We start from the raw sequence: 15,688 nt of genomic DNA, 5'->3' as shown, positions 1-15,688 counted from the left end.
CGTCGGCGCTGGCGGAAACCTAGAGTTGTGCCACCACACCAGTCCAGATCATTGAGCAAGACTTAGGGTCTCAACTCTGTCACAGGCTGGCTTCGGTTGCCGGGAGGTACGAAAAGTGCGCGTGCTGCTCGTCGAGGACGACGATCGGGTCGCGGAAGCGTTGCTCCCCGCCCTGACCAGGCGCGGGTTCACCGTGGACCGCCAGGCGACCGGTCGCGGCACCCTCGACCGGCTCAGCGGCGTCGACGTCGTGCTGCTCGACCTGGGACTTCCGGACATCGACGGGGTGACGCTGTGTCGCGCGATCCGTGCGGCGAGCGACGTGGCGATCATCGTCGTGTCGGCGCGCGGGGAGATCGACGACCGCATTCTCGGCCTGCACGCCGGAGCGGACGACTACCTGGTCAAGCCCTACGACGTGGGCGAGCTGGTGGCCCGCGTGCACGCGGTGCGGCGCAGGCGCGGCACCGACCCGGTCGGCGTCGGCGCGTCCAGCACGGAGATCTTCCAGACCGGTGACGTGCGCGTCGACCTGGGCAGGCACGAGGTCACCGTCGCGGGTGACGCCGTGTCGCTCTCGCGCAAGGAGTTCCAGGTGCTCGCGCTGGTCATGGCCGCGGGCGGTGCCGTCTGCACGCGCGAGCGGATTCTCGCCGAGGTGTGGGGACGCACCTGGTCCGGCGCGAACCGGACGCTGGACGTGCACGTGGCGACGCTGCGCACGAAGCTGGGGCGGCCCGCGTTGCTGGAGACCGTGCGCGGGGTCGGCTACCGCCTCGGGCAGGCCTGATGCGCTCGCGGCTCCTCGGGGTCGTCCTCGCGCTCATCGTGCTCGTGCTCGTCGGGCTCGGCGTCCCGCTCGGCCGCGGTGTCGCGGCGGCCGAGCAGCAGGAGATGTTTCTCGACCGGCTCACCGACACGAGCCGTTTCGCCTCGCTCGCAGGCCGCCCGCTGATCGACGACAAGCCGCAGCTGCTGCGCGCCGAACTGGAGCGCTACGACGAGGTCTACGGCGTCGGCGTCGCGGTCGTCGGCAGGGAGCGGCCCGACCGTCCACTCGTGACGTCGCGCGCCGGCCTGCCGTTCACCGGCGCCGAGGCGCAGGACCGCGTCAACGAGGCGCTCGCGGGCAGGCTGCCGACCGCGCCGAAGCTCTTCATGCCGTGGAACACGGCCGAGGTGGTGCTGGCGGAGCCGGTGCTGGTGGACGGCGAGGTGCGCGGCGCGGTCGTCACGTTCTCGCCGACGGACAAGACGCGCCTCGAGATCCTCGGCTGGTGGGCGTTGCTGCTCGCCGCGTCGCTGCTGGTGCTCGCGATGGCCGTGCTGCTGGCGCTGCCGGTGGTGCGGTGGACGCTGCGGCCGGTCCAGGCGCTGGACGAGGCCACCGGCAAGCTGCTCGCCGCCGTCGTGTCCGGCAGGCCGGTGCCGCCGGTCGACGCCGACCACGGCCCGCCCGAGCTGCGCCAGCTCAGCCGGTCGTTCGACCAGATGGCGGTGAACGTGGCCGACACGCTCGCCGCGCAACGGGCGTTCGTCGCCGACGCGTCGCACCAGCTGCGCAACCCGTTGACCGCGTTGAAGCTCCGACTGTCCAACCTGGAGGGACACGTCGACGCCGACGCGGAGGTGCACCAGCTGGAAGCGCTCTCCGAGACCGACCGGCTGAACCGGATCCTCGACGAGCTGCTGGCGATGGCGCGGGCCGAGTCCAGCTCGGTCGACCCGGTGCCGGTGGACGTCGACCGCTCGGTCGCCGCCCGGCTCTCGGCGTGGCAGGCCGCGGCGGCCGCGAAGGACGTGCACCTCGTGCTCGACGGCCAGCCCGGCGGCATGGCGCTCGCCCCGCCGCGCGGCGTCGAGACCGTGCTCGACGCGCTGCTCGACAACGCGCTGAAGTTCACCCAGGAGGGGACGCTCGTCGTGGTCGACGTCCGGCGTGCCGACGGCCGCGTGCGGCTCTCGGTGACCGATCACGGGCCCGGCCTGCAGCCCGAGGAGCTGGACCGCGCCACCAACCGGTTCTGGCGCAGCCCGGCGCACCAGAACGTCCCCGGATCGGGGCTGGGCCTGTCGATCGTGCGGCTCGTCGTCGAACGCGTCGAGGGCGTCGTCGTGCTGGAGTCACCTGAGGACGGTGGCCTGCGGGTCGTGATCGAGTTGCCGGCTGTATGAGCTAGACCTTGACGTCGCGGAAGTAGCGCATCGCACCGGGGTGCAGCGGCACCGGCGTCGTCTCGATCGCGGTGCGCGGCTCGATCGTGCGCGCCGCCGAGCTGGCCTTCACCAGGTCCGGCAGCGACTCGAACAGCTGCCGCACCAGCGCCTCGGCGACCTCGTCGGACATCGACTCCGTCGCCAGCAGGAAGTTGCGGACGACGAGCGTCGTCACCGGCCCGCCCTGCAGGTTGTAGGTGGACGCGGGCAGCGTCGCCGACCCGTACGCGGGGTACTCCTCGCGCAGCTTCGGCAGCACGTCGCTCAGGTCGAGCATGCGCACACCGAGTGACTTCGTGAGCCGCGTGACGCGCGCCGTCGGCAGGCCGCCGGACCAGAAGAACGCGTCGATCTTGCCCTCCTGCATGGCGTCGGCCGACTTGTCGAGGCTGAGGTGCTCGATCTGCGGCGCGACCCCGGCGGAGCGCAGCAGCCGCGACGCGATGAGCTCGACCCCGGAGCTCGGCTCCCCGATGGACACCCGCAGGCCGGCGAGATCGGCCAGCCTGGTCGCCTTGACGTCGGCTCTGACGATGATCTGCAGGTAGTCGTCGTGCATCCGCGCCAGCGCCCGCAGCTTGCCCGATCCGGGGGTGTCCACGGCGTCGGCCTGCGTGAACCCGATGTCGGCCTGCCCGTTGACCAGCCGCTTGATGTTGTCCACCGACCCCGCTGTGGGCACGACCTGCGGCCGGACGATCCCGAGCCGGCCGCTCCAGATGTCCGCCAGCGCGTTGCCCAGCGTGTTGTACACACCGCCCGGGATGCCGGTGGCCATCGTGAGCTTGATGTTCTCGAGCGTCGTGCCACACCCGGCCAGCACCGTCCCCGCGACGGCCAGCAAGGTCATGGCGGCATGCACACGTCCCAACACCCGCGCATCGTGTCACGCGGGGGTTCTACGCTGTCACCGACGAAAGGTTGGTTGCAGTGACCCGCAGTTACCAGATCCGCACGTTCGGGTGCCAGATGAACGTGCACGACTCCGAGCGTCTCGCCGGCCTGCTGGAGGACGCGGGCCTCGAGCCCGTCGCCGGTGACTCACCAGCGGACGTCGTCGTGTTCAACACCTGCGCGGTCCGCGAGAACGCCGACAACAAGCTCTACGGCACGCTCGGCCACCTGGCGCCGATGAAGGCGGCCAACCCGGACATGCAGATCGCCGTCGGCGGCTGCCTGGCGCAGAAGGACCAGGGCGAGATCGTTCGCCGCGCGCCGTGGGTGGACGTGGTGTTCGGCACGCACAACATCGGCTCGCTGCCGGTCCTGCTCGACCGCGCCCGGCACAACCGCGAGGCGCAGGTCGAGATCCTCGACTCGCTGGAGACGTTCCCGTCGACGCTGCCGGCCAAGCGCGACTCGGCGTATTCGGGCTGGGTGTCCATCTCGGTCGGCTGCAACAACACCTGCACGTTCTGCATCGTCCCGTCGCTGCGCGGCAAGGAGCGCGACCGCCGCCCCGGCGAGGTGCTCGCCGAGGTGCAGGCGCTGGTCGCGGAGGGCGTGCTGGAGGTGACGCTGCTGGGCCAGAACGTGAACTCCTACGGCGTCGAGTTCGGCGACCGCCTCGCGTTCGGCAAGCTGCTGCGCTCGTGCGGCTCGATCGACGGCCTGGAGCGCGTCCGGTTCACCTCGCCGCACCCGAAGGACTTCACCGACGACGTCATCGCCGCGATGGCCGAGACGCCGAACGTGTGCCACTCGCTGCACATGCCGCTGCAGTCCGGCTCGGATCGCCTGCTGAAGGAGATGCGCCGCTCGTACCGCACGGCCAAGTACCTGGGCATCATCGAGAAGGTCCGCGCGGCCATGCCGGACGCGGCCATCACGACGGACATCATCGTCGGCTTCCCCGGTGAGACCGAGGAGGACTTCCAGGGCACGCTGGACGTGGTCCGCGAGTCCCGCTTCTCGTCGGCCTTCACGTTCCAGTACTCGAAGCGCCCCGGCACGCCCGCCGCGTCGCTGCCGGACCAGCTGCCGAAGGAAGTCGTGCAGGAGCGCTTCGACCGGTTGGTCGTGCTGCAGAACGAGATGACGCACACGCTCAACCGCGAGCAGGTCGGCCGCACCGTCGAGGTGCTCGTCGCGACCGGCGAGGGCAAGCGCGACGCCGAGACGCACCGCATGAGCGGCCGCGCCCGCGACGGCCGTCTCGTCCACTTCACGCCGGGTGCCACGGCGCCGCGTCCCGGTGACGTCGTCTCGACCGTCATCACCTACGGCGCCCCGCACTACCTGGTCGCCGACGGCGAGCCCGTGTCGTGGCGCCGCACGCTGGCCGGTGACCGTTCCGAGGCGGGCATCAAACCTCGCACCGCCGGCGTGACCCTGGGCCTGCCCGGCTTCGGCACACCCGAGCCGCTCCCCGTCGTGTCGGGGTGTGCTGTCCAGTGAGCGACGCGGACGACCTCGCGGCGTTCCGCGAGGAGATCGACGGCGTCGAACGCGAGGCCGCGAAGCGCATCGACCCCGGCACCGGTGCGCTGACGATCGCGCTGGCGGTGATGGCGATCCTGGTGTCGCTCGTGCTGCCGTGGATCAACGGGGTGAGCGGGCTGCGCGTCCTGCTGGGTGAGGTGCAGGCCTTCGTGCCGCGGCTGTTCGCGTTCTTCGCTCTCGGCGTGGGTGTCGTGGGTTCCGGGCTGACGCTGGCCGTGCGGCGGTGGGGGCTGGCGTGGGTGTGCTCGCTCGGGCTGTTCGCGGCGTCCGTGATCGGGGTGCTGTCGATCTGGTCGCAGCAGACGACTACCAGCAACAAGTCTGTGGGGCCCGGTCCGGGGTTCGGGCTGGTGCTGGCTGTGATCGCGGTGATCGTGTTGCTGGTGAAGTGGCTGCGCATCGCCGCTTCCCGCCCGCCGCACCTGTGACCTCGTCCGCGACCCCGCGCTCTCGCAGGCGTCCCCGCCAGGGGAACCCCTGATCGCAATTATCCCAGCCGGCACCGACAATTCCGGGCCCCGCGTTGACTCACAGAAAATGCCCGCGTAGCGGGTTCGTTGCCTCATGAAGGAATGCCCGCGGAGCAGGGTGCGGGCGCATGGTGAGGGATGGGTCTGAGCATGGGGGAGCGCAAGGCGGTGACGCGTCAGCTCACCCGCCGGTACCAGACCCCGTTCCAACGAACCTGCGCCGACCCGACCGTCGACGTCTGCGACAAGTCACGCCTGCATGGCCACTATCTGACCCTCAACCCCGCCGCCGTCCGCCGCGAGATCCACGCCGTCACCGACGCCCTCGCCACCGAGGTCACCAAGACCTTTTCGGTCAAGCCCTACCGACGCCTGTCCGCAGCGGGCATTCCTCACGAGGCAACGACCCCGCCCACGCGGGCATCTTGACGTGAGGCAACGGGCCCTGCGGAGCCCAGGTGGGGACAACTGCATCGGCGGATCATCGAGGGCCTCGGCCGGCCAGTCGCGTGAGCGGGCCTGAACACAGCGAAGGCCCCCTCGACGCGTCGAGGGGGCCTTCGTCAGTTGCTTCAGCGGGTGGCGAGCGCCTGCTCGGCCGCGGCCAGCCACTCACGCCACTGGGCGGCCTGCGCCTCGGCCTGCTCGGCCCGGCGCTTGTCGCCTGCGGCACGGGCCTTGCTGGCCTGAGCCTCGAACTGCTCGACCCGCTCGCGGAACTGGGCGACGCGCGCCTCGGCCTCGGGGTCGGACCGGCGCCACTGGGCGTCGACCGCGCCGCGGACCCGCTCCTCGATCGTGCGGAGCTTGCCCTCGAGCTCGCGGATCCGCTCGCGCGGCACCTTGCCGATGGCGTCCCAGCGCTCCTGGATCTTGTACAGGTGGTTGCGGGCCGCCTCGAGGTCGTGCGACGGGTCGATCTGCTCGGCCTCGGCCAGCAGCTCTTCCTTCAGCTTCGCGTTGGTCGCGAACTCGGCGTCGCGCTCGCTGAACGCCTCGGAGCGCTTCTGGAAGAACGCGTCCTGCGCGGCGCGGAAACGCTGCCACAGCGCGTCGTCGGCCTCCTTGGGCGCACGCCCGGCGGCCTTCCACTCGACCATGAGCTCCTTGTAGCGGCCCGCGGTCGGACCCCAGTCGTCGGAGTCGACCAGCTTCTCGGCCTCCTCGACGAGCGTCTGCTTCGCGCTCTTCGCGACCGACCGCTGGCGGTCGAGGTCCGCGAAGTGGGAGCCGCGACGGCGGTTGAACGCGTCACGGGCCTTGGAGAACCGGCGCCACAGCTGCTCGTCGGTCTTGCGGTCGACGCCGCGGATGGTCTTCCACTCGTCGAGGATCGCGCGCAGCCGATCGCCGGCGACCTTCCACTGGGTCGACTCGTTCGCGAGCGACTCGGCCTCTTCGACCAGGGTCTGCTTCCGCGCGACGGACTGGGCGCGGGCGGCCTCCTTGGCCTCCTTCGCCTTCTCCAGACCGACCTCGGCCTGCGCGAGCACGAACTCGACCCGCGCGGCCAGCGCGGTCAGGTCGCCGACCACGGCGGCCTCCGCCAGGGTCTCCTTGACGTGCTTGGCGCTGGTCAGCGCGTGCTTGGGGTCGCCTGCGCCGGACTCGAGCCGCGTCACCAGCAACTCGACCTCGGTGCGGATGTCGTCGAACCGACGCGCGAAGTGCGCGAGACCCTCGGCGGGCTCGCCCGCCTGCCACGAACCGACCGCGCGCTCACCATCAGCGGTCTTCACGTAGACGGTGCCGTCGGCGTCCACACGCCCCCAGCGGTCAGGGTGGTCCGATGCCACGGGCACGGCCGGGGCCGGAGGCGTCGCCTGCGTGGTTTCCTTCGGCGTTTCCTCGACTCCACCCGCAACCTCGACGGCCTCAGGTGTGCTGTCCTGCTCCGACATCGCCGGTTTCCTCCCATCTGACGCCCGTGCCAGCCACGAGCGCCCCGCCAGCAGCGGGGCCGATGCAATCCGGGTACCGGAGGTTCAACATTCCCCAGTACCCCGCGCGCATTCAAACAGGTCAGAGCTCGACTCGGTACTGGGAGTCCACGATAGGTAGCCTGGTTCGTCGTGATCACGCGTGCCGCGGTCGTCCCGCACCCACCCCTCCTGGTCCCCGAACTGGTCGCGGGAGCGGTGGGGGAGACCGCGCCGGTGAGGGCCGCAACCCTTGCCGCAGCAGGAGAATTGCCTCGCAGATGGGTCGCCGTCGCGGTCGACCCGTCAGGTCCGGCGACCTTCGAGCCGACGGTGAACGGAACTTTTCTCGGTTATGGCGTTGATGTGAAGGTGTCATTGGGCGTTGCCGGTGCAACGGATCCGGATGTACCGCTGCCGGTGCTCGTGGCGGCCTGGTTGCGCGAACGCTGCGCAGCCGAGGTGTCACGCGTCGAAGTCGTGCCGCCGGGAACAACTCCACCCGAATGTGTCTCAATTGGACGGCGTCTCGCCGAGGAGCCGGGGGAGACGGGCCTGCTGGTGCTGGGTGACGGCTCGATTCGGCACGGTTTGCGCTCGCCCGGCGGAAACGACGAACGATCCGGGCCGTTCGACGCGCACATCAGCAAATTGCTCGCCGCCGCCGACACCGAGGGACTGCTGGCGCTGGACCTCGGCGAGGCGCGCGAGCTCGGCGCGCAGGGCGTGCCCGCGTGGCAGATCCTCGCCGGTGTGCCCGGACCGTGGCGTTGCGCGCGCAACGACTTCTTCTCGCCGTTCGGCGTCGGCTACCACGTCGCCGTCTGGGAGCGCCCGTGATCACGCCCATCGCCGTCGTCGGGCCGACCGCGACCGGCAAGTCCGGCCTGGCCGTGCGACTCGCGCAGCGGTTCGGCGGCGAGGTCGTCAACGCCGACGCCATGCAGCTCTACCGCGGCATGGACATCGGCACCGCCAAGATGACGATCGAGGAACGCGAGGGCGTCCCGCACCACCTGCTCGACGTGCTCGACGTGACCGAGACCGCGAGCGTCGCCGCGTACCAGCGCGAGACCCGCGCGGTGATCGAACGGCTGCTCGCCGACGGCCGGACACCCGTGCTCGCGGGCGGCTCCGGCCTGTACGTCCAGGCGGTGCTCGACGACCTCCGCTTCCCCGGCACGGACGACGCGATCCGCACCCGCCTCGAGGCCGAACTGTCGACAGTTGGCACCGAGGCCCTGCACGAACGGCTGCGCGTGCTCGACCCCGCCGCCGCGGCCGCGATCCTGCCCTCCAACGGCCGCCGGATCGTCCGGGCGCTGGAGGTGATCGAGCTGACCGGCGAGCCGTTCTCCGCGAACCTGCCGAAACCCGGCCCCGCCCGCTACGGCACCGTCCTCATCGGAGTCGACCGGGAAGTGTCCGAACTGGACGACCGCGTCGACCGCCGGGTGGACCTGATGTTCGACGCCGGACTCGTCGACGAGGTCGTCGCGCTCGAAGCGCGCGGACTCCGCGAGGGGAAGACGGCGTCGCGCGCACTGGGCTACCAGCAAGTACTCAGTGCATTGGATTCTGAATGCAATATATTGGATGCAGTCGACAACACGAAGCGTGCAACACGCCGGTTCGTGCGCAGGCAGCGGTCGTGGTTCAGACGAGATCGTCGCGTGACGTGGCTCGACGGTGCACGCGACGATCTCGTCGATGCGGCCAGTAACCTGGTCACGTGGAGTTCGTGAAGGGGCACGGCACGGAGAACGACTTCGTGATCCTCCCCGACCTTGACGGTGAGCTGGACCTGACCGACGCACGCGTGCAGGCGCTGTGCGACCGGCAGCGCGGGCTGGGCGCGGACGGCGTCCTGCGGGTCGTGAAGAGCGACGGCAAGTGGTTCATGGACTACCGCAACGCCGACGGCTCCGTCGCCGAGATGTGCGGCAACGGCCTGCGCGTCTTCGCCCGCTACCTGGTCGACGCCGGTCTCCAGCCCGAGGGCGAGTTCGTCGTCGACACCAGGGCCGGTGAACGGCCCGTCGTCACGCACCCCGACGGCTCCGTCACGATAGAGATGGGCTGGGCAAAGGTCACCGGCGCGTCCATCGCGGCCGTCGACGGCCGCGGCTTCGGCGGCGTCGCCGTCGACGTGGGCAACCCGCACCTCGCGTGCGTCACCGACGTGCCCGTCGAGGACTTCGACCTGACCGTGCCCCCCGCGCACGACCCGGTGATGTTCCCGCACGGCGTGAACGTCGAGTTCGTCAACGTCATCGACGACGGCGCGCTGCGCATGCGCGTCCACGAGCGCGGCGTCGGCGAGACCCGGTCCTGCGGCACGGGCACGGTCGCGGCCGTCGCGTCGTGGCTGTGGGGCATCGGGCAGAGCACCGGCAAGGCGACCGTGGACGTGCCGGGTGGCCAGGTGACCGTCGTGATCGAGTCGACGACGTCCACGCTGACCGGCCCGGCCGTGCTGGTCGCCCGCGGTGAGATCGATCAGGCCTGGTGGGACTCGATCCGGTAGGTCTCGAGCTTCCCCTGCTGCTCGGCGGCGGCGACCCGCGGATGTGAGTCGGGCGCGGTCACGCACACCAGCGTGTCGTCGACGACGGCGACGGCGAAGCACGGCTGCGTCGTCTCGACCCGGTGCGTCACCTTGCCGCCCTCGGTGACCCGGAACGCGGCCGCCTGGATCGCCGCGGCCACCCAGATCCCCTCGCCGTCGGTCGCGGTGCCGTCCGGCGCGATGCCGTGCTCGCGCACGTCGGCCCACAGCCTGCGGTTGGTGAGCGTCCCGTCGTCCTCGACGTCGAACGCCGTGAGCCGGAACGCGACGGTCTCCGCCACCACCAAAGAGCCGTTGTCGAGCAGGACCGTGCCGTTGGGGAACTTGAGGTCGTCAGCGGCGACGCTCACCTCGCCCGACGGCTGGACCAGCGCGAGCGCGGCGCCCTCCGGCTCGAACGACGGCTCCATCAGCTTCGGGATGCCGAACTGGTCGATGAGCCCGTGCAGGTCGAACCCGAAGTTGCCGACGTACGCCCGGCCGGAGCCGTCCACCAGCATGTCGTTGGCGTGGAACGTCGCGACGCCGGACAGGTCGGCGTGCTCGGCGAGCGTGCCGTCGGACTCCAGCCGCAGCACGCGCCGGTCGAGCATCGACACGACGAGCATCCGCCCGTCCGGCAGCCAGCCCAGCCCGGACGGCTGCTGGGGAACGGTGCAGATCAGCTCGTCCTCGCCGGTCCCGAGGTCGATCGCGCGCACCTCATGCGCGTAGAAGTCCGAGTAGAACAACCGTCCGTCGGGACCCTTGCGCGGTCCCTCGCCGAAGAAGAGCCCGTCCCGCAGCACTGTGGTGTCAGCCATGTGGCTCGACGCTAGACATTCGCGGGGAGGTCGCGCATCGTCCTCAACGGTGAGAGCACCACGAACAGGCCGGCCAGCGACCCGCCGATCGCGGACACCCAGAGCGTCCCGACGATCCCGATCCACTCGCCGAGCAGCCCGCCGATGAGCGCGCCGACCGGCTGCGACCCCCACACGACCCACCGGATGCTGGCGTTCATCCGCCCGAGCAGGTGGTCGGGGCAGATGGTCTGCCGGTAGCTGACCTGCGCGATGTTGTAGATGATCACGCCGTACCCGAAGCCGAACACCGACGCCAGCGCGAACGCCATCCGCCAGCCAGGTGCCGCGAGCGGCGTGAGCAGCAGGAACGGTGCCGTCACCACCATCGACAGCCAGATCAGCCGCGCCTGCCCGAACCACTTCTGCATCCGGTTGGCCGTCGCGGCACCCAGCACGCCCCCGAGCCCGCCGAAGCTGAACACCAGGCCGGCGTGGGCCGCGCTGAGCTCGAGCGTGCGGACCAGGAAGAGGACCATCACGGCCATCCGCACGCCGTTGAACAGGTTCGCCGTGCCGGTGCAGCCGACGATCGCCCGCAGCGTCCGGTTGTGGAACACGAACCGCAGGCCCTCCATCACCTCGCGCACCAGGTTCGGCGACTCGCGCCGCTCCGGACGCGGCTCCTCCGCGCGGATGCGGAACAGGAAGAACGCCGAGCTCAGGTAACCGATCCCGGTCGCGAGCACGGCGTTCGCCGCGCCGAGGAACTGCACCGCGAAGCCACCGAGACCCGGCCCGGTCACCTCGGCGACCGACGCGCTGGCCTGCAGCTTCGAGTTGCCCTCCACCAGGTGCTCGCGGCCGACCAGCGACGGCAGGTACGACTGGTACGCCACGTCGAAGAACACCGTGCACACGCCCAGGAGCAGGGCCATCACGATCAGGTGTGCGAGCGTCAGCACGCCGAGCCACCACGCGACCGGCACGGTCAGCACCAGCGCGGCGCGGGTGAGGTCCATGGCGATCATGAGCGGCCTGCGCCGCATCCGGTCCACCCACACACCCGCCGGCAGCCCGATGATGAGGAAAGCACCCATCAGAGCGGCTTCCAGCAGGCCCATCTCGAACGGTGACGCGTGCAGCAAACTGGCTGCGAGCAGCGGGAACACCGTGTACCCGAGGATCGCGCCGAACTGGCTGATGGTGTCGCCGGTCCACAACCGGGTGAAGTCCGCATGCCCCCTGAGTGCCATGTTCCGAGTGTGCGACGAGTGATTGGAAACTGTCAATCACTTATGCTCACCCCGTGCACAGACGCAAGTCGACCGCGGACGAGGCGGCAGCGCTCAGCTCGGACCTCCGGCTGCGCATCCTCCGCATGACCGACGCCCACCCGCTCACCAACAAGGAGCTGGCGCACCGGCTCGGCAAGGACCCCGCCACGACGCTGCACCACGTGCGCAAGCTCGTCGCGACCGGATTCCTCGAGGCGCTGCCCGTCCGAGCCGGCAACCGGGGTGCCAAAGAGATCCCGTACCGGTCCACCCGGCTGTCCTGGCAGCTCGACAACAGCGAAAATATGGTTTCGGTCGGCGAGGCGATGCTGCACGCTTTCCTCGGCGAGGTCGCCGATGCCGGGGTGGGGGAGGTCGACATGACCCGGCTCGTCGTCAACGCCGATCCAGAGGAACTAAAGCGCCGGCTCACGGCGTTGATGGAAGAGCTGGCTGATCAGCCGGCAGATCCCGAGGCTCCCCGTGTCGCGATCTACCTCGCGGTGTATCCGGGGGACTGAACGGATCCATGGGACGATGAAGGGCAAATGACGGAAAACAACGCCGAAAACTCAGCATTCAGCGAGTGGGAGGACATCTCCACCGGAGAGTTCGAACTCGCCGAGCGTGCCGCGCTGCGCCGGGTCGCGGGACTGTCCACCGAGCTCCAGGACGTCACCGAGGTCGAGTACCGGCAGCTGCGCCTGGAGCGCGTCGTGCTGGTCGGTGTGTGGACCGAGGGGACCGCTGCGGACTCCGAGGCCTCGCTCGCCGAGCTGGCTCGACTCGCCGAGACCGCCGGTTCGGAGGTGCTCGAGGGTGTCGTGCAGCGTCGGGACAAGCCGGACCCCGCGACGTACATCGGCTCCGGCAAGGTCATGGAGCTGCGGGATGTTGTGCAGTCGACCGGCGCGGACACGGTGATCTGCGACGGCGAGCTCTCGCCTGGCCAGCTGCGTCAGCTCGAGGAGAAGCTCAAGGTCAAGGTCATCGACCGGACCGCGCTGATCCTCGACATCTTCGCCCAGCACGCGTCCTCCAAGGAGGGCAAGGCCCAGGTCGAGCTGGCTCAGCTGCAGTACCTGATGCCGCGTCTGCGCGGCTGGGGTGAGTCGCTGTCCCGGCAGGCCGGTGGTCGCGCCGGTGGCGGCAACGGCGGCGTGGGTCTGCGCGGACCCGGTGAGACCAAGATCGAGACCGACCGCAGGCGCATTCGCGCGCGCATCTCCAAGCTGCGCCGCGAGATCGCCGCGATCGGCGTGATCCGCGAGACCAAGCGCGGCAAGCGCGTCGCGAACGAAGTGTCGAGCGTCGCCATCGCCGGCTACACGAACGCGGGCAAGTCGTCGCTGCTCAACGCCTTGACTGGCGCCGGTGTGCTGGTCGAGGACGCGCTCTTCGCGACCCTCGACCCGACGACGCGCCGGGCGCTCACGCCGGACGGCCTGCCGTACACGCTCACCGACACGGTCGGCTTCGTGCGGCACCTGCCGCACCAGCTGGTCGAGGCGTTCCGGTCGACGCTCGAGGAGGTCGCCGACGCGGACCTGCTGGTCCACGTGGTCGACGGCTCCGACGGCATGCCGGAGAAGCAGGTCTCGGCGGTGCGCGAGGTGCTCGGCGAGATCAACGAGAAGCGCGACGCGCCGATGCCGCAGGAACTCCTCGTGGTGAACAAGATCGACGCGGTGGGCGAGCTGACCATGGCCCGCCTGCGGCACCTGTTCCCGTCCGCCGTGTTCGTGTCGGCGCACTCCGGTGTCGGCATCGACGAGCTGCGCACGGTCATCGCCGGTCTCCTGCCGCGGCCGGAGGTCGTGGTGGAGGCGCTCGTGCCGTACGCCCGCGGCGAGGTCGTCGCGCGCGTGCACCGCGACGGCGAGATCCTGTCGGAGAAGCACACCGAGGCGGGCACCCTGCTCAGCGCTCGGGTGCGGCCCGACCTGGCGAGCCTGCTGGAGCAGTTCGCGACGAACGGCACGCCTGCTTGATCCCGCTCCCACCACCTGTGGACGTGTGCCCGGTCAGCATCGAAGAGCTGTCCGGGCTCGCGTCCGACGGGACGAACTGGTTCGCCGTCAACGACAGCGACAACGGCACCCTGCGCGTGCAGGTGATGGGCCGCGACTGCGTCGTCAAGCGGACCATCACCGCGCCGGTCAACCCGTTCGACGTCGAGGACATGGCGCTCGCACCGGACGGGAAGCTGTGGCTCGCCGACACCGGCGACAACGGCAAGTCCCGCGAGACCGTCGCGCTGCACGTCGTGGCGCAGGACGGCACCGCCCAGCTGTTCCGGCTGACCTACCCGGACGGCAAGCACGACGCCGAGGCGCTGCTGCTGGACAAGTCCGGCACGCCGTACGTGATCACCAAGGAGCCCTTGGGATCCGCACTCGTCTACCGCCCGACGGCGCCGTTGAACGCCGCTGCTCCCGTTGCGCTGGAACAGGTCGCGCGCGTGTCGCTGCCGTCCACGGACACCCCCGGCGGGCCCCTGGAGGGCACGCTGGACTCGCGTCTGGTGACCGGTGGTGCAGCCATGCCGGACGGGTCCGTCGTGGCGCTGCGGACGTACACAGAGGCTTACCTGTTCCCGGTTCCGGACGGCGACCTGGTGAAGGCGCTGTCCGGTGACCCGGTGCGCATCCCGCTGCCGGACGAGCAGCAGGGCGAGGCCATCGCGTTCGACCCGGACGGCACGCTGCTCTCCGGATCGGAGGGCACCGGCGCGCCGATCCGCGCCGTGGCGGGAGCGGCGGCGCTCGCGAAGCCACCGCCACCCACCACCACAGTTCCCCCTGCTGAAACCGCGTCGGACGCGCCCCGCGCCGAGGTGGTGTCGTGGAACAACTGGCCGCTGGCGCTCGGCATCGGCGGCGTCGTGCTCGTCGCCGCGCTGCTGATCGGCCTGCGGATGCGCCGCAGGGCTTAATCCCAGCGGACCGGCAGCGCCAGCAGGCCTTTGACGAGCGCGTGGGGGCGCACCGGCAACTCCGCCTCCGGCACGGCGAGGCGCAGCTTCGGGAACCACTCGAACAGCGCCGGGAACCCGATGCCCAGCACGACGCGCGCGAGCTGCTGCCCGAGGCACTGGTGGATGCCGTGCCCGAACGCGATGTGGTTGCCGGACCGGTCGAGGTTCGCCGTCTCCAGCGACAACGCGACCGTGTCGCCCGCCTTGATCACCTGGCCGTCGATCTCGACGTCCTCCAGCGCCGAGCGCACCAGCGTCGGGATGATCGTCGTCCGGCGCAGCAGCTCCTCGACGACCTCCTCCGGCTTCGCCCTGAGCTCGGCGACGAGCTCGGGTGAGCGGAGCAGCTCGAGCAGGCCGGTCGCGAACACGTTCGTCGTCGTGTCGAGCCCGCCGCCGAGCAACATCAGGCTCATGTTGACCAGCTCCTCGTCGGTGAAGTCCTCACCGACGATGCCGCTGATCAGGTCGTCCTGCGGTCGCACGCGCTTGGCCGTGACCAGCTCGCCCATGTACTCCTGCAGCCGCACGAACGCGGCACCCGTCTCGGCGAAGTCGGCCATCGAGCCCGTCACCATGATCGCGTCCGCCTGGAAGCGCTCGCGCTCGGTGTAGGGCACGCCCAGCAGCTCGCAGATCATCAGCGCGGGCACCGGCAGCGCGAACGCCGGGACGAGATCGGCCGTCGTCCCCTGCTTCTCCATCGCGGTCAGGTGCTCGGCGGTGATCTCCTCGATCCGCTCGGTCAGCTGCCGCATCCGGCGGACGGTGAACTGGCCGGTCAGCGCGCGCCGGTAGCGGGTGTGCTCCGGCGGGTCGGCGTCGCCGAAAGCACCGGGCGGCGAGGGCGGCGCCGTCTCGCCGCCGGTGTCCGCGAACGGGAAGTGCATGAGGTCGGGCCGGATGCTGAACCGGTTGTCGGCGAGCACCGCGCGGACGGCGTTCCTCCCGGTCGCGAGCCACCCCTCGTGGCCGTCCGGACAGGTCATCGGCTGGAGTTCCCCCGTGGTTTCCATAACGCGAAAGCTACGTTGC

16 protein-coding genes are annotated in these 15,688 nt (G+C 70.4%); 11 read left to right on the top strand and 5 right to left on the bottom strand.

Going from position 1 to position 15,688, the window contains the following annotated elements:
• The first annotated feature begins 115 nt into the window (after nucleotides 1–115).
• Both FKR81_RS25995 and FKR81_RS25990 read left to right on the top strand, forming a co-directional pair.
• Nucleotides 116–790 (top strand): response regulator transcription factor, encoded by a 675-nt coding sequence (locus FKR81_RS25995; protein ID WP_146355366.1) that lies wholly within the window; start codon nucleotides 116–118, stop codon nucleotides 788–790.
• A complete protein-coding gene (locus FKR81_RS25990; RefSeq protein WP_146355365.1) occupies nucleotides 790–2,175 on the top strand; it encodes a sensor histidine kinase in 1,386 nt (461 codons plus the stop codon). Before FKR81_RS25995 ends, FKR81_RS25990 begins: the two co-directional genes overlap by 1 nt.
• A 1-nt stretch (nucleotide 2,176) precedes the next feature.
• Here the strand turns inward: FKR81_RS25990 and FKR81_RS25985 are convergent, their stop codons facing one another.
• A complete protein-coding gene (locus FKR81_RS25985; RefSeq protein WP_235921771.1) occupies nucleotides 2,177–3,067 on the bottom strand; it encodes a TAXI family TRAP transporter solute-binding subunit in 891 nt (296 codons plus the stop codon).
• Between the two features lie 80 nt (nucleotides 3,068–3,147).
• On the opposite strand from FKR81_RS25985, the gene miaB reads away from it, so the two are divergent.
• The 3 genes from miaB (at nucleotide 3,148) to FKR81_RS25970 (ending at nucleotide 5,558) form a co-directional block, all read left to right on the top strand.
• Nucleotides 3,148–4,614, top strand: coding sequence for a tRNA (N6-isopentenyl adenosine(37)-C2)-methylthiotransferase MiaB (gene miaB / locus FKR81_RS25980; RefSeq protein ID WP_186763174.1), 1,467 nt, complete (start codon nucleotides 3,148–3,150; stop codon nucleotides 4,612–4,614).
• Nucleotides 4,611–5,087 (top strand): Rv2732c family membrane protein, encoded by a 477-nt coding sequence (locus FKR81_RS25975; RefSeq protein ID WP_146355361.1) that lies wholly within the window; start codon nucleotides 4,611–4,613, stop codon nucleotides 5,085–5,087. Before miaB ends, FKR81_RS25975 begins: the two co-directional genes overlap by 4 nt.
• Nucleotides 5,088–5,279: 192 nt before the next feature.
• Nucleotides 5,280–5,558: a hypothetical protein gene (locus tag FKR81_RS25970; RefSeq protein ID WP_146355359.1), complete on the top strand. Its 279-nt coding sequence runs from the start codon at nucleotides 5,280–5,282 to the stop codon at nucleotides 5,556–5,558.
• A 143-nt stretch (nucleotides 5,559–5,701) separates the two neighbouring features.
• Here the strand turns inward: FKR81_RS25970 and FKR81_RS25965 are convergent, their stop codons facing one another.
• Nucleotides 5,702–7,030, bottom strand: a complete 1,329-nt coding sequence (locus FKR81_RS25965; RefSeq protein WP_146355357.1) for a DUF349 domain-containing protein — start codon at nucleotides 7,028–7,030, stop codon at nucleotides 5,702–5,704.
• 171 nt (nucleotides 7,031–7,201) lie between these two features.
• Between FKR81_RS25965 and FKR81_RS25960 the strand changes: the two genes are divergently transcribed.
• The 3 genes from FKR81_RS25960 to dapF are packed head-to-tail and all read left to right on the top strand — an operon-like array spanning nucleotide 7,202 to nucleotide 9,575.
• Nucleotides 7,202–7,888 (top strand): class III extradiol ring-cleavage dioxygenase family protein, encoded by a 687-nt coding sequence (locus tag FKR81_RS25960; RefSeq protein ID WP_146355355.1) that lies wholly within the window; start codon nucleotides 7,202–7,204, stop codon nucleotides 7,886–7,888.
• Nucleotides 7,885–8,793 (top strand): tRNA (adenosine(37)-N6)-dimethylallyltransferase MiaA, encoded by a 909-nt coding sequence (gene miaA / locus FKR81_RS25955; RefSeq protein ID WP_186763173.1) that lies wholly within the window; start codon nucleotides 7,885–7,887, stop codon nucleotides 8,791–8,793. Before FKR81_RS25960 ends, miaA begins: the two co-directional genes overlap by 4 nt.
• Entirely contained in the window at nucleotides 8,781–9,575 is a 795-nt protein-coding gene (gene dapF, locus FKR81_RS25950; protein ID WP_146355353.1) for a diaminopimelate epimerase, read from the top strand. Before miaA ends, dapF begins: the two co-directional genes overlap by 13 nt.
• On the opposite strand, the gene FKR81_RS25945 is transcribed toward dapF, so the two are convergent.
• Complete coding sequence (locus FKR81_RS25945) at nucleotides 9,548–10,420, bottom strand: SMP-30/gluconolactonase/LRE family protein (protein WP_146355351.1); 873 nt, start codon at nucleotides 10,418–10,420, stop codon at nucleotides 9,548–9,550. The genes dapF and FKR81_RS25945 overlap by 28 nt on opposite strands.
• Nucleotides 10,421–10,431: 11 nt before the next feature.
• Complete coding sequence (locus tag FKR81_RS25940; RefSeq protein ID WP_146355349.1) at nucleotides 10,432–11,655, bottom strand: MFS transporter; 1,224 nt, start codon at nucleotides 11,653–11,655, stop codon at nucleotides 10,432–10,434.
• Nucleotides 11,656–11,708: 53 nt separating this feature from the next.
• On the opposite strand from FKR81_RS25940, the gene FKR81_RS25935 reads away from it, so the two are divergent.
• The 3 genes from FKR81_RS25935 to FKR81_RS25925 are packed head-to-tail and all read left to right on the top strand — an operon-like array spanning nucleotide 11,709 to nucleotide 14,611.
• Entirely contained in the window at nucleotides 11,709–12,197 is a 489-nt protein-coding gene (locus FKR81_RS25935; RefSeq protein WP_146355347.1) for an ArsR/SmtB family transcription factor, read from the top strand.
• Between the two features lie 27 nt (nucleotides 12,198–12,224).
• Nucleotides 12,225–13,667, top strand: coding sequence for a GTPase HflX (gene hflX, locus FKR81_RS25930; RefSeq protein WP_146355345.1), 1,443 nt, complete (start codon nucleotides 12,225–12,227; stop codon nucleotides 13,665–13,667).
• The gene (locus tag FKR81_RS25925) at nucleotides 13,664–14,611 is read left to right on the top strand and encodes a hypothetical protein (RefSeq protein WP_146355343.1); all 948 of its coding nucleotides are present in this window, start codon (nucleotides 13,664–13,666) and stop codon (nucleotides 14,609–14,611) included. Before hflX ends, FKR81_RS25925 begins: the two co-directional genes overlap by 4 nt.
• On the opposite strand, the gene FKR81_RS25920 is transcribed toward FKR81_RS25925, so the two are convergent.
• Nucleotides 14,608–15,669, bottom strand: coding sequence for a cytochrome P450 (locus FKR81_RS25920; RefSeq protein ID WP_235921770.1), 1,062 nt, complete (start codon nucleotides 15,667–15,669; stop codon nucleotides 14,608–14,610). The genes FKR81_RS25925 and FKR81_RS25920 overlap by 4 nt on opposite strands.
• Nucleotides 15,670–15,688: the final 19 nt, after the last annotated feature.

It is taken from the genome of Lentzea tibetensis (genome assembly GCF_007845675.1).
Classification (GTDB): domain Bacteria; phylum Actinomycetota; class Actinomycetes; order Mycobacteriales; family Pseudonocardiaceae; genus Lentzea; species Lentzea tibetensis.
This window is presented reverse-complemented; position numbering and strand designations above follow the sequence as displayed.